The following is an 18,869-nucleotide window of genomic DNA, read 5'->3' on the forward strand; positions in this document are numbered from 1 at the left end:
GACGCCAACGCCAGCCACACATCGTCCGCGGCTACTTCGGCGGCCCCCACGTCCGCTACATCCTCGAATAGAACCCTTTGAGTTTCGGATCAATAGTACGTGTGCTACGCGACCCCTCTCTACCTGCTTCTTCGCAGGTCAGCGCGTGATTTGCGTTCCGCTGGTGTCCGTGGTTGTGCGGGGGAATCCGTGGGTGTTGCCGTCGCTAATGCCGTCAGGAGTGGGCGGCTGGCACTGGTGCCTTTTCTCGCCCCGCCGGTCACCGTTGAGTTTGTCGGGCCACCGTGTACGCGGTTGGGCCGGTGAGTCTTCCACCGGCGCCGTCGCTCATGTCCAGGATCTCGAAGCCGGCGCCCTCCGCGTAGCGTTCGAGCTCCTGGGGGAACAGGACACGCCTGCGGATCTCGTCTCGGGCCTCGTCGCCCGAGGGGAGCACCCAATGCCGGTGCATGGTGTTGATCTGGGTCCGCAGATCCCACGTGTGGCGGATGGTGACGGTCGCGGATCCGCTCGGGGTGTCGACCGTGGCGGTGGTCGGCTCGGTCCGGGTGATCGGGGCGACGGGGGAACACAGCACGAGCAGCGCTCCTGGCCGAGCATGTGCCGCGAAGGTGGCGAAGACCTGGCTGATCGCCTCGTTGTCGTGCACGTAGGCGAGGCTGTTGCCCATGCAGGTCACCACGTCCATGCGGCTGCCGAGCCGTGCGGTGCGCATGTCGCCGGTGCGGATGTCCAGCCACGGCCGGGCTCGGTGGGCGTGGCTGACCATGGGGGGCTGGAGGTCCACGCCGATGCACTCGTAGCGCTTGGCGAGGATCTCCAGGCCGCGGCCGGTACCGCATCCGAAGTCGACCAGGGTCCGGGCGTCCGGCCGGTGCAGATCGATCAGGGTCTGGCACGTTGCGGCGCTCGTGCTGTCGGACTGGACCACGTCGTAGAGTGCCGGATCGCGGTAGAGGAGGTTGGTGGCTTCCACGTGCTCGGCTTCCGTGTCGGGGCTGGTCACATGAGGCTTCGCAGTCCGACCTCCAGGGCGAGCACATCGCACAGCAGATCGGGGACGACCGGCGCGGAGCCGGCGTTCCTCCCCGCCTGGGCGAGAGCCTTGCCGTCAACGTAGCCGAGGTCCACCAGGATGGACTCCTTCAGTATGTCGTCCAGTGCGGGCAAGCCGGAGGAACGTAAACCCTTCTTCAGGACGGCCAGGAAGTTCTCCGGTTCGGCCGGCGCGGCCACCCAGTCGGGCAGCCCGGCCCGTCTGATCCGTTCACGGAACAGCGCCTTGCCGCGCTTGTGTTCGTGCGGTAGCTGCTCCATGAACCGCACAATCCGTGGGTGCGCGAGCGGGCTCACCGGCCAGATTCCGGCCCGGAGGAATCCGGGGTTGTGCATCCCGAACGCCATCAGGGTCGGTACGGGCAGCACTGGGATGGGGGCCAGGTACTCGTTGACGTCGGCGAGCGCTCGGATTGCTTTGTCGCCGAGCCACGGCACGGGTTCCGGCGCTGGCAGTTCGACCTGTGTCCTGGAGTGGTGGGCGTTGATCTCGTCCCCGCCGGTGCCCGTGAACATGACCTCGCACCGCCGGGCGGCTGCCTGCTCGCGTACGACATCGAACGCCTCCTGGTAGGAGGCTCCCGCTGGATCATGCGGCCTGCACAGGGCCCGTACACCCCCGCGGCAGAAGGGCGGGTGCTGCATGGCAGGGATGGCCGCGTCATGGAAGCCGCAGTGCTCCACGAAAGCCCGGCGTCGCTCGCGCTGCTGTCTTCCGGTACTTCCTCCTACGAGCAGGCCGAAGCTGTACGCCTCGGGGAAGCGGGCGGCTTTCACGGCCAGGGCGACGTTCCCCGAGTCAGCGCCGCCGGACAACTCGACGCCCACGCATCCGGTTGCCGTCGGCGCCTGGTGAATCACGTCGGCCAGCAACTCGTCCAGAGCAGCGAGTGGTTCAACCCCGGGCCGCAGCGTGCGTGGCTCAAGTACGTGTTCGGCGGCGTTCGCGAACTACGCAGGGGCGGTACCCGTCGAGATCGCCAGCGCGGACAAGGCCCGTCACCGCCTCTCCATCGCCAGCCGGCCGGATACCGAATTCGCACCGGAGCTGCCCGCTGCGCAAGCCGCCGCCGTCCCCGGAGCCCTCCGCCGCCGTGGAGGGGCTGCCATCGGTTAGATTCTCGTGCGTCTTCACGCTCGGGTGTGTCGGGGCGCGTCGGGCAGGCAACGTGAGGAGACCACTGTGGGAGCCACGAACGGACAACCGCACGTCGATGTGCGGGGTGAGCGCCCGTTCGGTCGCTGGCAGCGGATATGGAGCCACCGCGAGGACCTGCTGAAGGTGGCGCGAAGACGCTCCGCGTCCGCGGAAGACGCCGAGGACGCCGTGCACGAGGCGATGATCCGAGCGGCTGAGCGCCCCCACCTGGATGACGACCGCCTGGGGGCATGGTTGACGACGGTCACGGTGCGGCTGTGCGCGGACCGGTACCGGCAACTCACCCGCGACGCGGAGGTGCATACGCGTTCGGTGCGCATGGAGCCAGGTCTGCCGACCGCAGAGGAAGCGGTGTGCGACCAAGCGGAGGCAAAGTGGCTTGTCGACCGCAGCGAAGACCTTCCCGCTCGTCAGGCCGAGGCACTGGGCCTGCGGGCGCAGGGCTTGAACCTGCCGCAGATCGCCCATCGGATGGACCTCAGCTATCGGGCGGTTCAGTCACAGCTGGCCAGAGCACGAAAGACACTGCGCGCCACGCTGGCTGCCACGCTGGCCGTCACCGTGTGGTCCTGGCTCGGCCGACTGCGGGCGGTGTGGGGGCCGCAGACAGTCACCCTGGTGTCGGCGGCGACGCTGACCGTCGCGGGGCTGAGCTTGCCTGTTCTTACCGATCTTTTCGAGGACCGGGAGGCACCCGCGCCACAACTCCGCACGGATGAAGCGCCCTCCCCTCCGGACCGCCGCTCCAAGCACTCCGCCGCAGGAGGAGAAACCACCGCTCCTTCGCAGCAGCAGGAGCACGAGCAGGAGCAGGAGGCCGTCAGCCGGTTGTCCGGCACCGACTCACGGCACGTCAACCCGTCTGGTCCGCTGGCCACGGCCCCTGCGGTCCCGGTCCCGGTTCCCGTCCCGGACCCGCCGAGCACACCTCTCCCGGTGCTCCCGGAACTACCGGACACACCAGATCTGAAGAAGTTGCCCTTCCCCGCGACGCAAGCACCGCTCGCCGCCGTAGAGCAGGTGTAAGAGCCGCAGCGTTGCCGCGGCGTCGGCGTTGGGGAGGGCGTTTTGTTGCAAGCGAGATCTGTGCAAGGTGGACGCGGAATACGGGTCAGAGCGGTCTTGGCATCGGGCGCTGTCGCGCTGCTGCTTGCCGCGTGTGGGAGCGGAAACGCTTCCCCCGTCGACTCGTCCGCCGCATCCGAAGGCGGTGGAGGGCTGATGCCGGCGGCAGCCCCTGGGAGCATGGGATCTCCGGGAGCTGATACCGAGGTCAACCAACGGGGGTACATGCCCCAGCCGGCCGGAGACGAGGGCGACGGGGGTGAGCAGCTGACGGAAGAGGCGAGGCGTCAGGCCCCTCTCACCGAAGCCAAGGCGGAACTTGATCAGGCCGCTGCCGAGACGGGGGTCGACGGCCTTGCCACGATCAACCCGGACTTCGGTGCGAACCGTCTTCACCTGTACTGGAAAGGTGAGCTTCCGGTCGCGCTGCGAGAGGCAGTCGAGAGGGTCCGTACGCGGTTCGACGTGACCGTGCACGACGCGCCCTACAGCTGGACGGAGCTCGACGCGCAGATCCGCAAGATCCTTCGGGTGATCGAAGAGGACAAGGCGCTGGGCTTCATCTCGGCAGTCGCCATGGAGCCGGATGCCAGCGGCATCAAGGTGCTCGTCTCGGACCCCTCGCACAGCACCGAGCACGCCGAGTCCGCGATACGGTCCGCCATCGGGCCCTCGGTTGCCTTGAGGTTCGCCTTCGAGGACTGGGCCGTGGACATCAAGCCCACCGTCGCTGGTTCGCGTTGGGATGACCGGCCCCCTTTCATCGGCGGGGCGGTGATTGAGAAGTACTGGCTGGGCCTGTTCCTCGATGGCCGGTGCAGTACCGCTTTCACCGTCCTCAACAGCGCCAACACGGTCAGGGGTGTTCTGACGGCGAAGCACTGTGGGGAGGACGAGGACTGGTACACGCCTGGTGGGAACTACGTCGGCTCCTCGAACCTGGTGCTCAGCGACAGGGACATCATGGGCATGGTCTGGCCGACCAGTACGCCCGGCTACCCCGGGTTCTCCGGAAACGTCTACACGGGCGGACACACCTCGAGCACGATGGGCGCCATCTCGGGAAGCGGCTACTCAGCGGTGGACAGCCTCTACTGTCTCTCCGGCGGGTACAGCGGAACCATGTGCAGCAACCGGGTGATCGCGCGGAATGTGTACCCGCCCGGCCTCGGCGGCCCCATGTTCGTCACCCGACAGACCGAGGGGACCGCTGCCGCGGGCAACGGGGACAGCGGCGGCGCCGCCTACTACCTGGGCACGACCCGTTCCGCGCGCGGTGTCATCAGCGCCATCGACGCCAACCGCTCACGTACCTGCCGGGGGATACCGGGCGACGACAGCCGTACCTGCAGTGACACCGTGTACCACGTCGAGCTGCAGCCCGCGCTGAACGGCCTGGGACTCCAAGTCATCACCAGCTGATATGACGATGAAACAGACCGGAAGGACCGCAGGGGTGTTCGCGTTCGCGGGCCTGATCGGCACGATCGTTGCGGTACTGGCCTTGCCCTGGGCGCGCTATGGCGGCATCGAGATAGAGCTCCGCCGGATGCCCGGCTGGGAGTTCTACGGAGCGGGCGTGGCCATGCTGCAGCTGTGCGTGGCATGGGCACTGCTGGCCAGGTCCAGGCCCGGGCTGAGGGTCCCAGGCGGGGGGCTCGCCGGCGTCGTGGCAGGGATCGCGACGGCGGTGGCAGCCGCAGCGGTCACGTTGCGGTACGACGACAGCGTCGCCATCTTCGGCCACATCGTTCCCCCCATCGAGCCGTCGCCGGGCCTTGGCGGATTTCTCGCCATCGCCGCCGCACTGGCCAGCACAGTGGCGGTTCTCAACGCCGTACGTGCGAAGGACGATCGGTCCTCCCCCCGGAGCTGATGCACGGCCCCAGCCGCTTCTCCGGTCGCCTGAGCGGCCCGTTCCCACCTCTGTGGGAAACGGGCCGCCCTGCGGAGCGCCCTGCGGCGTGGTCTCAGCCCGAGATCAGCACGTGTGCTTGCGCAGATACGGCCAGGTCTTCGGGCCGCCACAGGTCATCACCGGCTACAAAGCCGCCCGCACCAAACCCCTCACCTCGGCAAAGAAGCAGGTCAACAAGCTGATCGCATCCGTCCGCGCGGTCTGCGAACACGCCTTCGCACACTTGAAGAACTGGCGCATCCTCACCAAGCTGCGGCTCTCGCCCCGCTACGCGACCACGCTCCTGCGGGCCCTGCTCGTGCTGACCCGCACCGAAGTCGCCACCTGACAGACGATCTTGAGAGGAGACAACCACCACCGACCAGCACGAGTGCTAGACCGCCGACCCAAACCAGCCCCGTGACCAGCAACTTCAAGATGGTGGATCTTCACTGCTGTCGGCGCTTCCTCGCCTCGGCCAGTGCGGCCTCCAGCTTCTGGCTCGGCGACACGTCCGATTCGGTGTCGTCGTCGTGGAGCAGGGCTTGATCAAGTTCCGTAGGTGTCCGGATCGTTGGTGATGCCCGGGACGGGGAGTGCCGGACAGGCCCTAGTGATCTGGTCTTGAGTTCACGTCTCGCCACGTGAGTCGTCGTTCGTTTCAGATTGCGGTCTGGGCGGTGACAGCGGCTGGTGGCTGCGGTCTGCTGGAGGAATGGGGGACAGCAGGCTGCAGCCGCTGGTTTTATCCGAGGACGAGCGGCTGGTGTTGCAGGGCTGGGCCAAACGCCGGGCAACCGCGCAGGGGCTGGCCAAGCGGGCGCGGATCGTTCTGGCCTGTGCAGACGGGCTGAACAACACCGCGGTGGCCGCGCGGCTGGACACCGATCGTGGGACCGTTGCCCGGTGGCGGAGCAGGTTCCTGCGGGACCGGCTCGACGGGCTGTCCGACGATCCCCGCCCCGGCGTCCCGCGCACCATCACCGACGCCCAGGTGGAAGAGGTGGTGGTACGCACCCTCGAAGAGGTCCCCGAGGGTGCCACCCACTGGTCCAAGCGGGAGCTGGCCAAGCGGGTGGGAATCTCACCGACGAGCGTGCTACGTATCTGGCGGGCGTTCGGCCTTCAGCCGTGGCGCACGCAGGACTTCAAGATCTCCCCGGACCCGCTGCTGATCGACAAGATCCGCGACGTGGTCGGGCTGTATCTCGCCCCGCCGGTGAACGCGGCGGTCTTCGCGGTGGACGAGAAACCGCAGATCCAAGCTCTTGAGCGGACCGCTCCGGTGCTGCCGATGGTCCCGGGCACCCCCGAGCGGCGCAGCTTCGATTACGTCCGGCACGGCACGGTCGATCTGTTCGCCGCCCTGAACACCGCCACCGGCAAGATGATCGGGAAGCTGTCCGCGCAGCACCGGGCCGTGGACTTCCGCGACTTTCTCGACGAGATCGACCGTCAGACCGATCCCGGCCTGGCAGTCCACGTGATCTGCGACAACCTCTCCGCCCACAAGGCGCCGGTGGTGCACAAGTGGCTTCTGGCCCATCCCCGGTTCGAGCTGCACTTCACCCCGACCTACTCGTCCTGGATCAACCAGATCGAGCGGTGGTTCGCCGAACTGCAGCGGCGCTGTCTGGAGCGCGGCGTGTTCTGCTCACTCGACGGGCTGACGACTGCACTCGAGGACTGGATCAAGACCTGGAACGAGCAGGCACGACCCTTCAGATGGACCAAAAACGCAGACCAGATCATCGACCGCATCTGCCGCTACTGCGACAAGATCTCCGGACCAGGACACTAGGGTGGTTCCTCATGGACTGCCTCACCGATGACCTGCCGTTGCTGGAGTTGCTGTGCGCCGCTGACGAAGTGCGGGTCCCCGGCGAGCTCGAGTCGTCAGGCCCTCACGAGAACGCTCCCGACGCGGTCGTGGACACATACGTGGTCGACGGCGGCCGACTGCTTCTCACTCTCTGGCGCGGCCGGCTGCACGAGGTGATCTATCAGACCCCGGCGGAGTCCGGACAGGACGCATCGCGGCGCAATGACCGGCTGTTCGCGCACTACGGACAGAGCGACGGCTGGACCGAGATTCTCGACAACGGTTTCGGCAAGACCTATCGCCGTACCGATCAGCGGCGGTACGCGCTGTGGAGCTACGCGATGGACATCACGACCTTCGGCACGATGGAATTTCATCAGGTCAAGTGGTAGCCGCCCCGGGCGATGACCTCCGTCATGAGCCGCCGCCTCACCGGAGCCACCATCGCCTCCTGGAGGACCGCATGAGCGAGAACCCACAGGTCAAAGCCATCCTGGAACAACATCGAAACCCGCGAGCGTGAACTGGCCGACCGGGCCGGGCAGTTTCTGGCCCGCATTGAAGAGCTCACCCGGCAGCTCGGCGGACTCGACGCGGAGAGCGAGAACCTGCGCATCACCCGCAAGACCCTCCTCACTCTCCCGCTGCCCTCACCCGCCACCGGGCCGGACCGCCCCGATATCCCGCACCACCCCGCCTACCAGCAGATCCTCACCGAACCCGAACCCGGCTTGTTCACCCGCCCCGACGCCTGAGGGTCACCCCCCACCTGCGACCAGCGGTCCTTCCCCAACCTCAACCACGAAACGGACAAGAGCTCACGTTCCGCACTCTGACAAACAGAGGCCCCCACTCTTCATGTCCTGTCAGAGCTTGCCTTCGAGCAGTACGGTGCGGTGGCCACCGAGACGGCGTGAGAAGTCCACGACGAACTCGGGGCGCAGTGTGGGCCAGTTCCAGAACGTGAAGCCGAGATGACCGAACGCGAAGTAGTCGTCGGCCCAGAGCCACGTGTTCACGGGAGCTGTCCGGTCGCAGGACGGGCACGCGACGGGCTCATCGTGGCCCTCGGCCCAGGAACCCACTGCGTCCTCGAACCGGGCCCACCTCTCCTCGATGGGCGACCAGTGCTCGTCGACGAGGGGCATCTCCGTTGCGCAGTGCGGGCAGGTGACGGCCGAGGGTTCGCCCTGCCCAGCATCGAAGACCGTACGCCCTACGGTGACGTGCAGGCCGTTGCTCCACACGTTGACCAGCTCGGGATCCGGGTCCTCGACGGCTTCGCCGTAATGCGTCCCTGGCGCGTGCCCGGCGTCAGCTCCGAGGACGCAGTCGGTACGTCCGCTGAGATGAAGCCGTCTGCAATCAGCCAATCGAGTACATTCGCCGCGAGCCCCTGCGCCTCCCCTGACGTGGCCTCGGTGTCGACGATCGTCTGGAACCAGTCGCCCATGATCTCCCCTCCAGTGCCCGTGCCTGCGTACCGTACGTCTCGCCAGGGACATTTGCAGCGGCCCCACCGACATCGCGTTGGTATCGAAGCCGTCGTTCGGGGCAGGGCGCGCGGACTGGGCCGGCGTCCAGGCTGAGAAAGACGTCGGTGCCGGCGGTCTGTCCACGCCTGCGGAGCTCGTGACGCCCTCCCCGCGTCACGCACTCGAGAAGGGGAGGCAGTCATACCAACCACCAAGGCCGGTCACTCCCGTTACGGGGTACGTAGAAGGGGCAGCGGGGGCGCGAAGGCCCTGTTCATCCGCCTGTGGACCCGCAGGACTCGGTGCTTTTGGACGTCTCCGCCACCTGACGCTCACCAAGCATGCACATAGGTCTGACAAACTACGCGGGACATCTCTGCATCGGCGGACAACTCACCCATTAGCGAGGGTTTAGCAAATGCGCAAGGCGCGTATCGCACTGACGGCCGTTCTGGTCACCACGCTCGGCCTCGGGCTCACGGCATGCGGCGGCAATAGCGAGGAGGGGGCGACGGAGAAGGAGTCGCCGACGGCGACGGTGCCCGCGCCGGACGGGGCGAGCCCTAGCGCCGACGGCGGCGAGAACGAGGGCGGCGACGCCCAGCCCGCGGGCGATGTCACCGCGCCGGGCGCCGGGCTCAAGGTCGGCGACAAGGCGGTCCTGCCCTTCGAGTACGCCAAGAAGAAGGGCACTCTCGCGATCACCGTCACGGCGATCGACAAGGGCACTGAAGCCGACATGTCCCAGTTCGGTGAGCGAGCAGAGGGCCTGACGCCGTATTTCATCAAGATGAAGGTGGAGAACGTAGGCGACACCGACCTCTCGCGCGCGTACGTACAGCTGAGGGGCCTTCTCGACGGCGGCCAGAGCACAGGCGTCTCGCTGATCGGCGACATCCCGGGCAAGTGCGACAAGGAATCCGCGCCCGCCGAGTTCGGTAAGGGAGTGTCGTTCGAGACCTGCTCGCTCGCCGCGTCGCGGAGCGGCGATGTCACGGGCGCTGAATTCGACGAAGGCGACGCGTACAGCGACAAGCCGGTCGTCTGGACCGCCGGCTGATCCATCACCGGACACCGCCCGTCGGGCCCGCGGGGTGGTTCACAGCGGGCCCGACGGTGCTCACGGAGGAATTCCTCCTCGGCTGTCGAGCAGCGCGAGCCACACGCTGCAGCTGACAAAAGGAGCGCTGATTCCATGAGCCCAATTCATTGAGCACTCAGTGCTGCATTGACGAAATCGGCCTCGTCCAGCACGTGGTGAGGTCGGGACGTCAGGCGCGGTTCTCGTTGCGGATCATGCGGCGGAGGCTGGTACGGGCGGCGGCCAGGACGGTTGCAAGTTCCGCGGTCGTGCGGCTGGTTGGGCTGTTACCAGTTGGGGCGCATAACAGGGCAGGCACGGGCTTCGTGATCATTGTGATGTCTAAGCCAGATGATCACGAGGTGGCCCGTGCCTGCTGCTGCATCCTCTCCCATCCCTGCCGTGCTGGTGAAACTGGGGCCGCTGGACACCGGCCGGATCGCCGACCTGCGCCCCTACTTCGACTCGGTGCCCGACCCGCGCGCCCGCCGGGGCCGGTGGTACTCGCTGACAGCGATTCTGCTGGTGTGTGCCTGCGCGGTCGTCTCGGGAGCGAGGAGCATCGACGAACTCGCCGAGTGGGGCCAGCGTGCCCCGAACGCACTCCTGGCAGTGATCGGGCTCCGGCGCCACCTGCTCAGATGGCGGCGCTCTCCGGCGGCGGCCACGATTGGCCGTGTGCTGGGGGCTGTTGACGGTGACGCCCTGGACCGGGCGGTGGGAGCCTACCTGGCCGACCGGTACCGCGTCGCCACCGAGCCCGCCCAGGTGCCGTCACCCTCAGCGTCCGGGTGGCGGCGCGTGATCGCTGTCGACGGCAAGGCACTCAAGGGATCGGCCCGTCTCACCGCGACGCGTCGGCATCTGCTCTCCGCGGTCACTCACGGCACCGTCGTGACCCTCGCTCAGGTGGAGGTCGGCGCGAAGACGAACGAGACCACACGCTTCCGGCCGCTGCTGGCATCGCTGGACCTGGCCGACACCGTCGTCACCTTCGACGCCCTGCACTCGGTCAGGGCGAACATCTCCTGGCTGGTCGAGACCAAGAAGGCCCACTACATCGCCGTGATCAAGACCAACCAGCCCACTGCCCACCGTCAGCTCGCGGCCCTGCCATGGCGGGGCATCCCCGTCCAGCACACCGCCTCCGGGACGGGGCACGGACGCCGCGAGTCCCGCTCGATCAAAACCTGCGGGATCGCCGACGAACTCGGCGGAATCGCCTTTCCCCACGCCCGCCTGGCCATCCGCGTCCACCGCCGCCGCAAGCAGACCGGCACACGCGAGACCCGTGAGAGTGTCTACGCCGTCACCAGCCTCGACGCCCACCAAGCCGGCCCCGCCGACCTGGCCGCCGCGATTCGCGGGCACTGGGGAGTGGAGAACTCCTCGCACCACATCAGGGATGTCACCTTCGCCGAGGACGCCTCCACCGTCCACGCCGGGACCGCACCACGGGCCATGGCGACCCTGCGCAACCTCGCCATCGGCGTGCTGAAAACGCTCGGAGCCGACAACATCGCCAAGACCACCCGGGCGATCCGCGACGAGCCCCAACGTGCACTCCCCGTCCTGGGCATCACCAACGATCCGGACACCTACGGAACTTGATAAAGCCCTGGTCGTGGAGGGGCGGCAGGAACAGGCCGCGTCACAACAAGGCACTTCCACGCGCACCCACGGACTCGCCGAATTCCGCTGACCTGCGAAAACGCAGATGACAGTACCGCAGTGCGCGCACGTACTATGTGCTGGCGGGCGAGACGCCGGTCCTCGTACACAACGCAGGAGGGCTGTATGTACGCGGGCCGAAAGATCCTCTGAATTTCGGGAGTGGTTAGAGGTTGTCTCACGTGGCAAGTTTCGCGAGCTTCTTGCGGCAGCTCAGGGCAGTGGCCATGGCCGGGCTTCGGCTCTTCCGGTCGTTGCGGTCCACGTACGGGATCTTGAGGCCGCGAGTAGTCCATGGCAGGCTCATGCCGCATGATCGATGAATTCGCCAAGGACACCCTGCACGGGAGACTGCGGCGGGACCGCAAGGCGCTGCTCTGGAAGCTCGACGGCTTGTCCGAATACGACGCCCGCCGACCATTGACAGCGACCGGGACCAACCTCCTCGGCCTGGTCAAACACGTGGCCAGCGTCGAGGCCAGGTACTTCGGCGAGGTCTTCGACCGCCCTTCCCCGGAACCGCTGCCTCGATGGCAGGACCATGACGGCAGCGATCTGTGGGCGACTGCGGACGAGACCCGCGATCAGATTATCGAGTCCTACCGGCGCACGTGGGAACACTCAGACGCGACGATCAACGAGCTTCCCCTCGACGCCCCCGGCCACGTGCCGTGGTGGCCGGAACTTTGTCCCAACACGAACCTGTTCGCCATCCTGGTCCACGTCCTCGGCGAGACCAACCGGCATGCCGGGCACGCCGACATCCTGCGCGAAGACGTCGATGGCCGAACCGGGATGCGGCCCGAACACGAGATGCAGATCGATGAGGAAGCCCGCGACGCCTACTGCGCGAAGATTGAGAAGGCCGCCAGATCGGCCGCATCGGTCAAGGCATAGAAGGCTGTGCCACGTGACTTGATGTTCGAGCGGCATGATGCCGACCGTGAGTGCTGATCTGTCGAAGCGTCTGGTTCCTGATCAGCTCTGGGAGCTGGTCGCCCCGTTACTGCCGACGTTCGCGGCTCGACGGCAAGGTGGCGGAACCGCTCCGCGTGACGAGCGGGCCGTGTTCACCTCAGTGGTGTACGTGCTGACCTGCGGTTGTGCCTGGCGTCATCTGCCGCCGACGTTCGGCACGTCCTCCGCCACCGCGCATCGCCGCTTCACGGTATGGACCGGGGTCGGCCTGTGGCGTCGGCTGCATCGGACGGTGCTGGACGAACTCGGAGCCCGGGGCGAGGTGGACCGGACCTCGGCGATCGTCGACGCGGCCTTCGTTCGCGCCAAAAGGGGGGATCTCTGACGGGGCCGAACCCGGTCGATCACGGCAAGAAGGGCAGCAAGCTGCACGTGCTGTCCGATGCCCAGGGAGTCCCGCTCGCCATCGCCGTGTCAGGTGCGAACGTGCACGACAGTCTCGCCCACAAGCCACTCATCCTCGGCATCCCCGCGGTCCGGTCCCGCCGGGGTCCACGGCGGCGCCGGCGCGTCAAACTCCGTGCGGACAAGGCGCACTCCTGGGCTGGTTCAGTGTGGTGAACGGCTTTGGCGCGGCTCATCGGGCGGCAAGCATTCTGTGCCGGTCAGTCCTGGTGCCCCGGCCGCGCCCCCGCTTCTCCGTCGTGCTGCGCCTCCGCATCCCCGCCCAGCAGGGACAGGAAGTCCCGGAACGCCTGCGGCATGTCCACCGCCTCCGGCGCCAGCAGCCACTGGTACTGGAGGCCGTCCATGACCGCCGTCATCAGCGGGGCCGCCCGCTCCGGGGTGAGGCCGCCGGGCAGGTGGTCGCCGTACTCCGCGCGCAGGACGGCCGCCATGTTCTCCCGGACGGTCGCGTAACGCCGGGTGAAGAAGTCCCGGGCCGGGTGGCCCTCCGTGACGCTCTCCCCGAGGAGGGCGGAGAAGGTCTGGATGATGCCGGGCCGCATCGCGTTGTACTCGACGAGTGAGCCCAGCAGGTCGATGCGCCACTGGGTGTCGGGTACCGCGTCCCACTGGTCGCGCTCCTCCAGCACGGCGACGAGCAGCGCCGCCTTGCTGGGGAAGTGGTGCAGCAGGCCCTGCTGCGTGAGCCCGACCCGCTCGGCGATCGCGCCGAGGCTCGCGCCGCGGTATCCGCGCTCGGCGATCACCTCCAGCGCGGCCCGCAGGATCTCGGCCCGCCGCTCCTCGCCTCTGACGCCTGCCGCCATCGCGTCCCTTTCGGAGATCCGTTGGCCCTGCTGACAGGACCGTACGGGAATATATTGTAACGTGAAGATAACGAAACCTACCGATTGCCAGGTGGCTGGGCCACGATGGCGTCACACGCACCGCTTCCCGTACCGGACGTCACTGCCACGCACATCCACGAGGAGGCCCCGCCATGCCCGACGCCCAGGCCGACCTGGACAGCCACCGCGCCGAGGCCGGCACCGCCGCGGACCTGGCGCGCGAGGCGGTGGTCGACGCGGCACTCGGCAAGCTCGACCTCGACACCAAAACCCGGCTGCTGGCCGGGCAGGACATGTGGTCCCTGCCGGCGGTCCCGCAGATCGGGCTCGGGTCGCTCGTCATGTCCGACGGCCCGATCGGCGTGCGCGGTGTCCGGTGGACCGCGGACGACCCGTCGATCGCGCTGCCGTCGCCGACCGCGCTCGCCGCCACCTGGGATCCGGACCTCGCCCGCCGCGCCGGGGTGCTGCTCGCCCAGGAGGCGCGCCGCAAGGGCGTCCACGTGCTGCTCGCTCCGACCGTCAACCTGCACCGCTCGCCGCTCGGCGGCCGCCACTTCGAGGCGTACAGCGAGGACCCGTACCTCACGGGGGCGATCGGCATCGGCTATGTGCAGGGCGTCCAGGCCGGGGGAGTGGGCACCACCGTGAAGCACTTCGTCGCCAACGACGCGGAGACCGACCGCTTCACCGTCGACAACGTCGTCTCCGCCCGCGCCCTGCGCGAGCTGTACCTCGCGCCGTTCGAGACCATCGTCAAGAACGCGCAGCCGTGGGGGATCATGACGGCGTACAACTCGGTCAACGGGGCGACCATGACCGAACACCGGTATCTCGTCGGCGAAGTGCTGCGGGGCGAATGGGGCTTCGACGGCTGCAACGTCTCCGACTGGATGGCCGCCCGCTCCACCACGGGCGCTATGGAAGGCGGCCTCGACGTCGCCATGCCGGGGCCGGACACCGTCTACGGCGCAGCCCTCGCGGCCGCCGCCCGTGACGGCGAGGTCGACGAGGCGACGGTGGACGAGGCCGTTCGCAACGTGCTCCGCCTCGCCGCCCGCGTCGGCCTCCTGGAGGGCGCCGAGTCCGCGGTCAGCGAGGCACCGCCCGAGGTCGACGGCCAGGCGCTCGCGCGCGAGATCGCCCACCGCGCCTTCGTGCTCGTACGCAACGAGACCGTACGCGCGGCCCGTGCCCTGCCGCTGGACCCCGCCCGCGTCCGCACGGTGGCCCTGCTGGGTGCGGCGGCCCGGGACGCCCGCGTGCTCGGCGGCGGTTCCGCGACCGTCTTCCCCGCGCGTACGGTCTCGCCGCTCGACGGCCTGACCGCCGCGCTGCCCGAGGGAGCGGTCACCTACACCGTCGGCGCCGACCCCAGTGAGGAACTCGCCCCGGCCTGCAAGGGATTCACCCTCCGCGCCCTGTGCCGCGACGCCGACGGGAACGTCATCGGCGAGGAGAGCCTGCCGAGCGGCCGGCTCCAGTGGATCGGCGACGACCTGCCCGACGGCGTCACCTACGAAGCGCTGCACAGCGTCGAGATCACCGGCACGTTCCTGCCGCTGGAGAGCGGCGAGCACGCCTTCGGCACCCGCGGGCTCGGCGCGCTCACCCTCACGGTGGACGGGAAGGTCCGCTACGAAGGCGTCCAGGAGATGGGCGACGAATCCGATCCGTTCGAGGCGTTCCTCGGCACCCCGCTCGAACGCGGGACGGCGGCGCTCAGGGAGGGCGAACCGGTGCACGTGTCGCTGCTCCACACGCTGCCCGAGCAGCCCGCCGCGCCGCTGCCCGGCGTGATGTTCTCGCTGGTGCACCTCGGCCCCCGCCGTGACGCGGACGAGCTGATCGCAGAAGCGGTCGCCTCGGCCCGGGATGCGGACGCCGCCGTCGTGGTCGTCGCGACCACGGAGCGCGTCGAGTCCGAGGGATTCGACCGCCGGGACCTGCGTCTGCCCGGTCGGCAGGACGACCTGGTCAGCGCGGTCGCGGCCGTCAACCCGCACACCGTGGTGGTCGTCAACTCCGGCTCTCCCGTGGAACTTCCGTGGCGCGAGGAGGTGGCCGCGGTCCTGCTGAGCTGGTTCCCCGGCCAGGAGGGCGGCACCGCACTCGCGGACGTCCTGCTGGGGGCGGAGGAGCCCGGCGGGAGACTCCCGACCACCTGGGGCGACTTGGACCTTGCCCCCGTCACCGAAGTCGTGCCCACAGGGGGCGAACTGCGCTACGGGGAGGACGTCTTCATCGGCTACCGCGCCTGGGAGAAGGCGGGTCGGACCCCCTCGTACGCTTTCGGACACGGACTCGGCTACACGCAGTGGACGTACGAGGCTATCGAGGTCCGGGGAACGTCGGTCACGGTCGGCGTCCGCAACGTGGGCGGACGCGCGGGCCGGGAGGTCGTCCAGCTGTACCTGGCGCCCGTCGGGGACGTCGCCGACCGCCCGGCGCGGTGGCTCGCGGGCTTCGCTTCCGTGGAGGCGGAGCCGGGCGAGACCGTGCGTGCGTGCGTCGAGCTGCCGCCCCGCGCCTTTGAGACGTGGGACGAAGTGGCCGGGGCCTGGCGGCGCATGACGGGCGCGTACGAGGTCCAGGCGGGCCGCTCGATCACCGACCGCCGCCTGAGCGCGCCGCTCACGATCTGAACGGCGGACCGGTGGGCCGCCGCCCATTCATGATCCCGTCGCCCCTCTTCGGCCTGTGTCCGAAGAGCACGGCCGCCGGTCAGTCCGTTGTGACCCGGAGCTCCTTGATGCCGTTCAGCCATGCCGAGCGGAGGCGGCGGGGATCGCCGGCCAGGCGCAGCGTGGGGAAGGCGTCGGCGATCGCGTTGAAGATCAGGTCGATCTCCATCACCGCCAGGGACTTGCCCAGGCAGAAGTGCGGGCCGCCGCCGCCGAACCCCAGGTGCGGGTTGGGGTCGCGGGTGATGTCGAAGCGTTCGGGGTGGGCGAAGACCGCCGGGTCGTTGTTGGCGGAGGAGTAGAAGAGGCCCACCCGGTCGCCCTTCTTGATGCGGGCGCCGCCCAGGACCACGTCCTGGGTGGCGGTGCGCTGGAAGGAGACGACCGGGGTCGCCCAGCGCACGATCTCCTCGGCCGTCGTGTCCGGCCGCAGCCGCTTGTAGAGCTCCCACTGGTCGGGGTGGGTGAGGAACGCGTGCATCCCGTGGCTGATCGCGTTGCGGGTGGTCTCGTTCCCGGCCACCGAGAGAAGGATGACGAAGAAGCCGAACTCGTCGGAGGACAGGTTGCCTTCGCCTTCCGCCGCCACCAGGCGGCTGACGATGTCCTTCGCCGGGCACTCCTTGCGTGCCGCCGCGAGGTTCATCGCGTACGCGACGATCTCCATGGCGGCCTCTGTGCCGACCTCTTCCGTGATGGCGTACTCCGGGTCGTCGTAGGCCGCCATCTTGTTGGACCAGTCGAAGATCTTGGCCCGGTCCTCCTGGGGGACGCCGATGAGTTCGGCGATGGCCTGGAGGGGCAGTTCGACGGCGACGTCGGTGACGAAGTCGAAGCTGCCGTCCGGTTTTGCGCCCGTCTTCGCCGTCTCGACGATCGCGCGGGCGCGGCGGCGCAGGGCCGCCTCCAGGGAGCGCACGGCGCGGGGGGTGAAGCCGCGCTGGACGATCTGGCGGACGCGGGTGTGCTCGGGCGGGTCCATGTTGAGCATGATCAGCTTCTGGACCTCGATCTGGTCGCGGCTGATCGACTCGTTGAAGCGGATCACGGCCGTGTTGGTGTTCGAGGAGAAGAGTTCGGGGTGCGTGGAGACGTGCTTGACGTCCGCGTGCCGGGTGACGACCCAGTAGCCCTCGTCGTCGAAGCCGGAGATGCCCGCGCGCTGCTCGCACCACCAGACGGGCGCGGTACGCCGCATCTCGGCGAACTCGGGGTGTGGGACGCGGGCTTGGAGGAGATCGGGGTCGGTGAAGTCGAACCCTTGGGGCAGATGGGGGCAGGACATCGGCAGCTCCCGCTTCGGTTCTGACGGTCTGACGGTCCATCAGGAGTGGCCGAAAGGTAGTAACGAGTTCTACAAGAGGCAAGGCATCCGGTCGGAACTGTTGCGAGCGAGGGGCGCAGTAAGAGGCGTGCAAGACCCTTGCGTACCGGCGGTAGCACTCATAAGACTTCTCGAGGAACTAGAACGCGTACCAGTTCCCTGTTTCTCGAGTTTCGAGAGTGCGGCCCGGAAGGGCGCCGGGACGCCCGGACGGCCGCGAGGAGAGGACGAGCTCATGGCCGCGGAACCCGTCATCGTCGAAGCCGTACGCACCCCCATCGGCAAGCGGGGAGGACTCCTCGCCAACCTCCACCCCGCCTACCTGCTGGGCGAGACCTACCGTGAACTCCTCGGCCGCACCGGCATCCACGCCGACTGCGTCGAGCAGATCGTCGGCGGCACGGTCACACACGCCGGCGAGCAGTCCATGAACCCCGCCCGCACCGCCTGGCTGACGGTCGGGCTGCCGTACGAGACGGCGGCCACGACCGTGGACTGCCAGTGCGGCTCCTCGCAGCAGGCGAGCCACATGGTCGCCAACATGATCGCGGGCGGCGTCATCGACATCGGCATCAGCTGCGGCGTCGAGGCCATGTCCCGGGTGCCACTCGGCAGCGGCTCCAAGCACGGGCCCGGCAAGCCGTTCCCCGACGAGTGGAACGTCGACCTGCCCAACCAGTTCGAGGCCGCCGAGCGCATCGCGCGGCGCCGCGGGCTGACGCGCGAGGAGGTCGACCGGCTCGGGCTGCTGTCCCAGCAGCGGGCGGCGACGGCGTGGAGCGAGGAGCGCTTCAAACGCGAGACCTACGCCGTACAGGTGCCGACGACGGAGGAGGAGCAGGCCGCGGGGCAGGGCATGTGGCGGCTCGTCGACCGGGACGAGGGGCTGCGCGACACCTCGGCCGAGGCGCTGGCGGGCCTGAAGCCGGTCATGCCGACCGCGGTGCACACGGCCGGGAACTCCTCACAGATCTCGGACGGGGCGGCCGCCATCCTGTGGGCGTCCAAACGCATGGCGCGGGCGCTCAAGCTGAAGCCGCGCGCCCGGATCGTGGCGCAGGCGCTCGTCGGCGCGGACCCGCACTTCCACCTCGACGGCCCGATCGACGCGACGCGGGCGGTGCTGGGCAGGGCGGGCATGTCGCTCAAGGACATCGACATCGTGGAGGTCAACGAGGCGTTCGCGTCCGTGGTGCTGAGCTGGGCACAGGTCTTCGACCAGGATCTCGGGAAGGTCAACGTCAACGGCGGCGGGATAGCGCTCGGGCATCCGGTCGGAGCGACGGGTGCCCGGCTCATCACGACGGCGCTCCATGAGCTGGAGCGCCGGGACAAGGAGTTCGCGCTGATCACCATGTGCGCGGGTGGCGCGCAGGCGACCGGCACGATCATCCAGCGGATCTGAGGTCCGCGAGGGGGGCG

18 protein-coding genes are annotated in these 18,869 nt (G+C 68.5%); 13 read left to right on the forward strand and 5 right to left on the reverse strand.

The genetic code is table 11. The features are described 5' to 3' along the window. Positions 1–259: 259 nt before the first annotated feature. On the reverse strand, positions 260–1,006 hold the full coding sequence (locus ACZ4SA_RS34470; RefSeq protein WP_468282001.1) for a class I SAM-dependent methyltransferase: 747 nt from the start codon (positions 1,004–1,006) through the stop codon (positions 260–262). Continuing rightward, positions 1,003–1,929: an asparagine synthetase B family protein gene (locus tag ACZ4SA_RS34475; RefSeq protein ID WP_468282003.1), complete on the reverse strand. Its 927-nt coding sequence runs from the start codon at positions 1,927–1,929 to the stop codon at positions 1,003–1,005. Before ACZ4SA_RS34475 ends, ACZ4SA_RS34470 begins: the two co-directional genes overlap by 4 nt. Positions 1,930–2,239: 310 nt before the next feature. Between ACZ4SA_RS34475 and ACZ4SA_RS34480 the strand changes: the two genes are divergently transcribed. The 6 genes from ACZ4SA_RS34480 to ACZ4SA_RS34505 all read left to right on the forward strand — a co-directional run bounded on the left by ACZ4SA_RS34480 (position 2,240) and on the right by ACZ4SA_RS34505 (position 7,391). After that, on the forward strand, positions 2,240–3,241 hold the full coding sequence (locus tag ACZ4SA_RS34480; RefSeq protein ID WP_468282005.1) for an RNA polymerase sigma factor: 1,002 nt from the start codon (positions 2,240–2,242) through the stop codon (positions 3,239–3,241). Between the two features lie 264 nt (positions 3,242–3,505). Further along, a complete protein-coding gene (locus ACZ4SA_RS34485) occupies positions 3,506–4,702 on the forward strand; it encodes a chymotrypsin family serine protease (RefSeq protein WP_468282007.1) in 1,197 nt (398 codons plus the stop codon). A 7-nt stretch (positions 4,703–4,709) separates the two neighbouring features. Further along, positions 4,710–5,156 (forward strand): hypothetical protein, encoded by a 447-nt coding sequence (locus tag ACZ4SA_RS34490; RefSeq protein WP_468282009.1) that lies wholly within the window; start codon positions 4,710–4,712, stop codon positions 5,154–5,156. Between the two features lie 118 nt (positions 5,157–5,274). Continuing rightward, positions 5,275–5,526, forward strand: coding sequence for a transposase family protein (locus ACZ4SA_RS34495; protein ID WP_468282011.1), 252 nt, complete (start codon positions 5,275–5,277; stop codon positions 5,524–5,526). Positions 5,527–5,892: 366 nt separating this feature from the next. Then, entirely contained in the window at positions 5,893–6,978 is a 1,086-nt protein-coding gene (locus tag ACZ4SA_RS34500) for an IS630 family transposase (protein WP_468282013.1), read from the forward strand. 11 nt (positions 6,979–6,989) lie between these two features. Beyond that, positions 6,990–7,391, forward strand: coding sequence for a hypothetical protein (locus ACZ4SA_RS34505; RefSeq protein WP_468282015.1), 402 nt, complete (start codon positions 6,990–6,992; stop codon positions 7,389–7,391). Positions 7,392–7,865: 474 nt separating this feature from the next. Here ACZ4SA_RS34505 and ACZ4SA_RS34510 read toward each other — a convergent pair whose 3' ends face one another. Continuing rightward, positions 7,866–8,372, reverse strand: a complete 507-nt coding sequence (locus tag ACZ4SA_RS34510; protein ID WP_468282017.1) for a hypothetical protein — start codon at positions 8,370–8,372, stop codon at positions 7,866–7,868. Between the two features lie 520 nt (positions 8,373–8,892). On the opposite strand from ACZ4SA_RS34510, the gene ACZ4SA_RS34515 reads away from it, so the two are divergent. From ACZ4SA_RS34515 to ACZ4SA_RS34535, 5 genes are all read left to right on the forward strand, one after another. Then, positions 8,893–9,534, forward strand: coding sequence for a hypothetical protein (locus tag ACZ4SA_RS34515; RefSeq protein WP_468282019.1), 642 nt, complete (start codon positions 8,893–8,895; stop codon positions 9,532–9,534). Positions 9,535–9,957: 423 nt separating this feature from the next. Continuing rightward, on the forward strand, positions 9,958–11,166 hold the full coding sequence (locus ACZ4SA_RS34520; protein WP_468282021.1) for an ISAs1 family transposase: 1,209 nt from the start codon (positions 9,958–9,960) through the stop codon (positions 11,164–11,166). Between the two features lie 372 nt (positions 11,167–11,538). After that, on the forward strand, positions 11,539–12,123 hold the full coding sequence (locus tag ACZ4SA_RS34525; protein WP_468282023.1) for a DinB family protein: 585 nt from the start codon (positions 11,539–11,541) through the stop codon (positions 12,121–12,123). Positions 12,124–12,157: 34 nt separating this feature from the next. After that, on the forward strand, positions 12,158–12,529 hold the full coding sequence (locus ACZ4SA_RS34530) for a transposase (protein WP_468282025.1): 372 nt from the start codon (positions 12,158–12,160) through the stop codon (positions 12,527–12,529). Further along, positions 12,415–12,765: a transposase gene (locus tag ACZ4SA_RS34535; protein WP_468282027.1), complete on the forward strand. Its 351-nt coding sequence runs from the start codon at positions 12,415–12,417 to the stop codon at positions 12,763–12,765. Before ACZ4SA_RS34530 ends, ACZ4SA_RS34535 begins: the two co-directional genes overlap by 115 nt. Positions 12,766–12,809: 44 nt before the next feature. Here ACZ4SA_RS34535 and ACZ4SA_RS34540 read toward each other — a convergent pair whose 3' ends face one another. Continuing rightward, a complete protein-coding gene (locus ACZ4SA_RS34540; RefSeq protein WP_468282029.1) occupies positions 12,810–13,418 on the reverse strand; it encodes a TetR/AcrR family transcriptional regulator in 609 nt (202 codons plus the stop codon). Between the two features lie 173 nt (positions 13,419–13,591). Between ACZ4SA_RS34540 and ACZ4SA_RS34545 the strand changes: the two genes are divergently transcribed. Continuing rightward, positions 13,592–16,084 carry a glycoside hydrolase family 3 C-terminal domain-containing protein gene (locus ACZ4SA_RS34545; RefSeq protein WP_468282031.1) on the forward strand — a complete coding sequence of 831 codons (2,493 nt, stop codon included), beginning with the start codon at positions 13,592–13,594 and terminating at the stop codon, positions 16,082–16,084. Positions 16,085–16,163: 79 nt separating this feature from the next. On the opposite strand, the gene ACZ4SA_RS34550 is transcribed toward ACZ4SA_RS34545, so the two are convergent. Beyond that, positions 16,164–17,408 (reverse strand): cytochrome P450, encoded by a 1,245-nt coding sequence (locus ACZ4SA_RS34550; protein WP_468282033.1) that lies wholly within the window; start codon positions 17,406–17,408, stop codon positions 16,164–16,166. 274 nt (positions 17,409–17,682) lie between these two features. Here ACZ4SA_RS34550 and ACZ4SA_RS34555 point away from each other — a divergent pair, with 274 nt between their 5' ends. Further along, complete coding sequence (locus ACZ4SA_RS34555) at positions 17,683–18,852, forward strand: steroid 3-ketoacyl-CoA thiolase (RefSeq protein ID WP_468282035.1); 1,170 nt, start codon at positions 17,683–17,685, stop codon at positions 18,850–18,852. Positions 18,853–18,869: the final 17 nt, after the last annotated feature.

The organism is Streptomyces sp. NPDC027962, assembly GCF_055566095.1.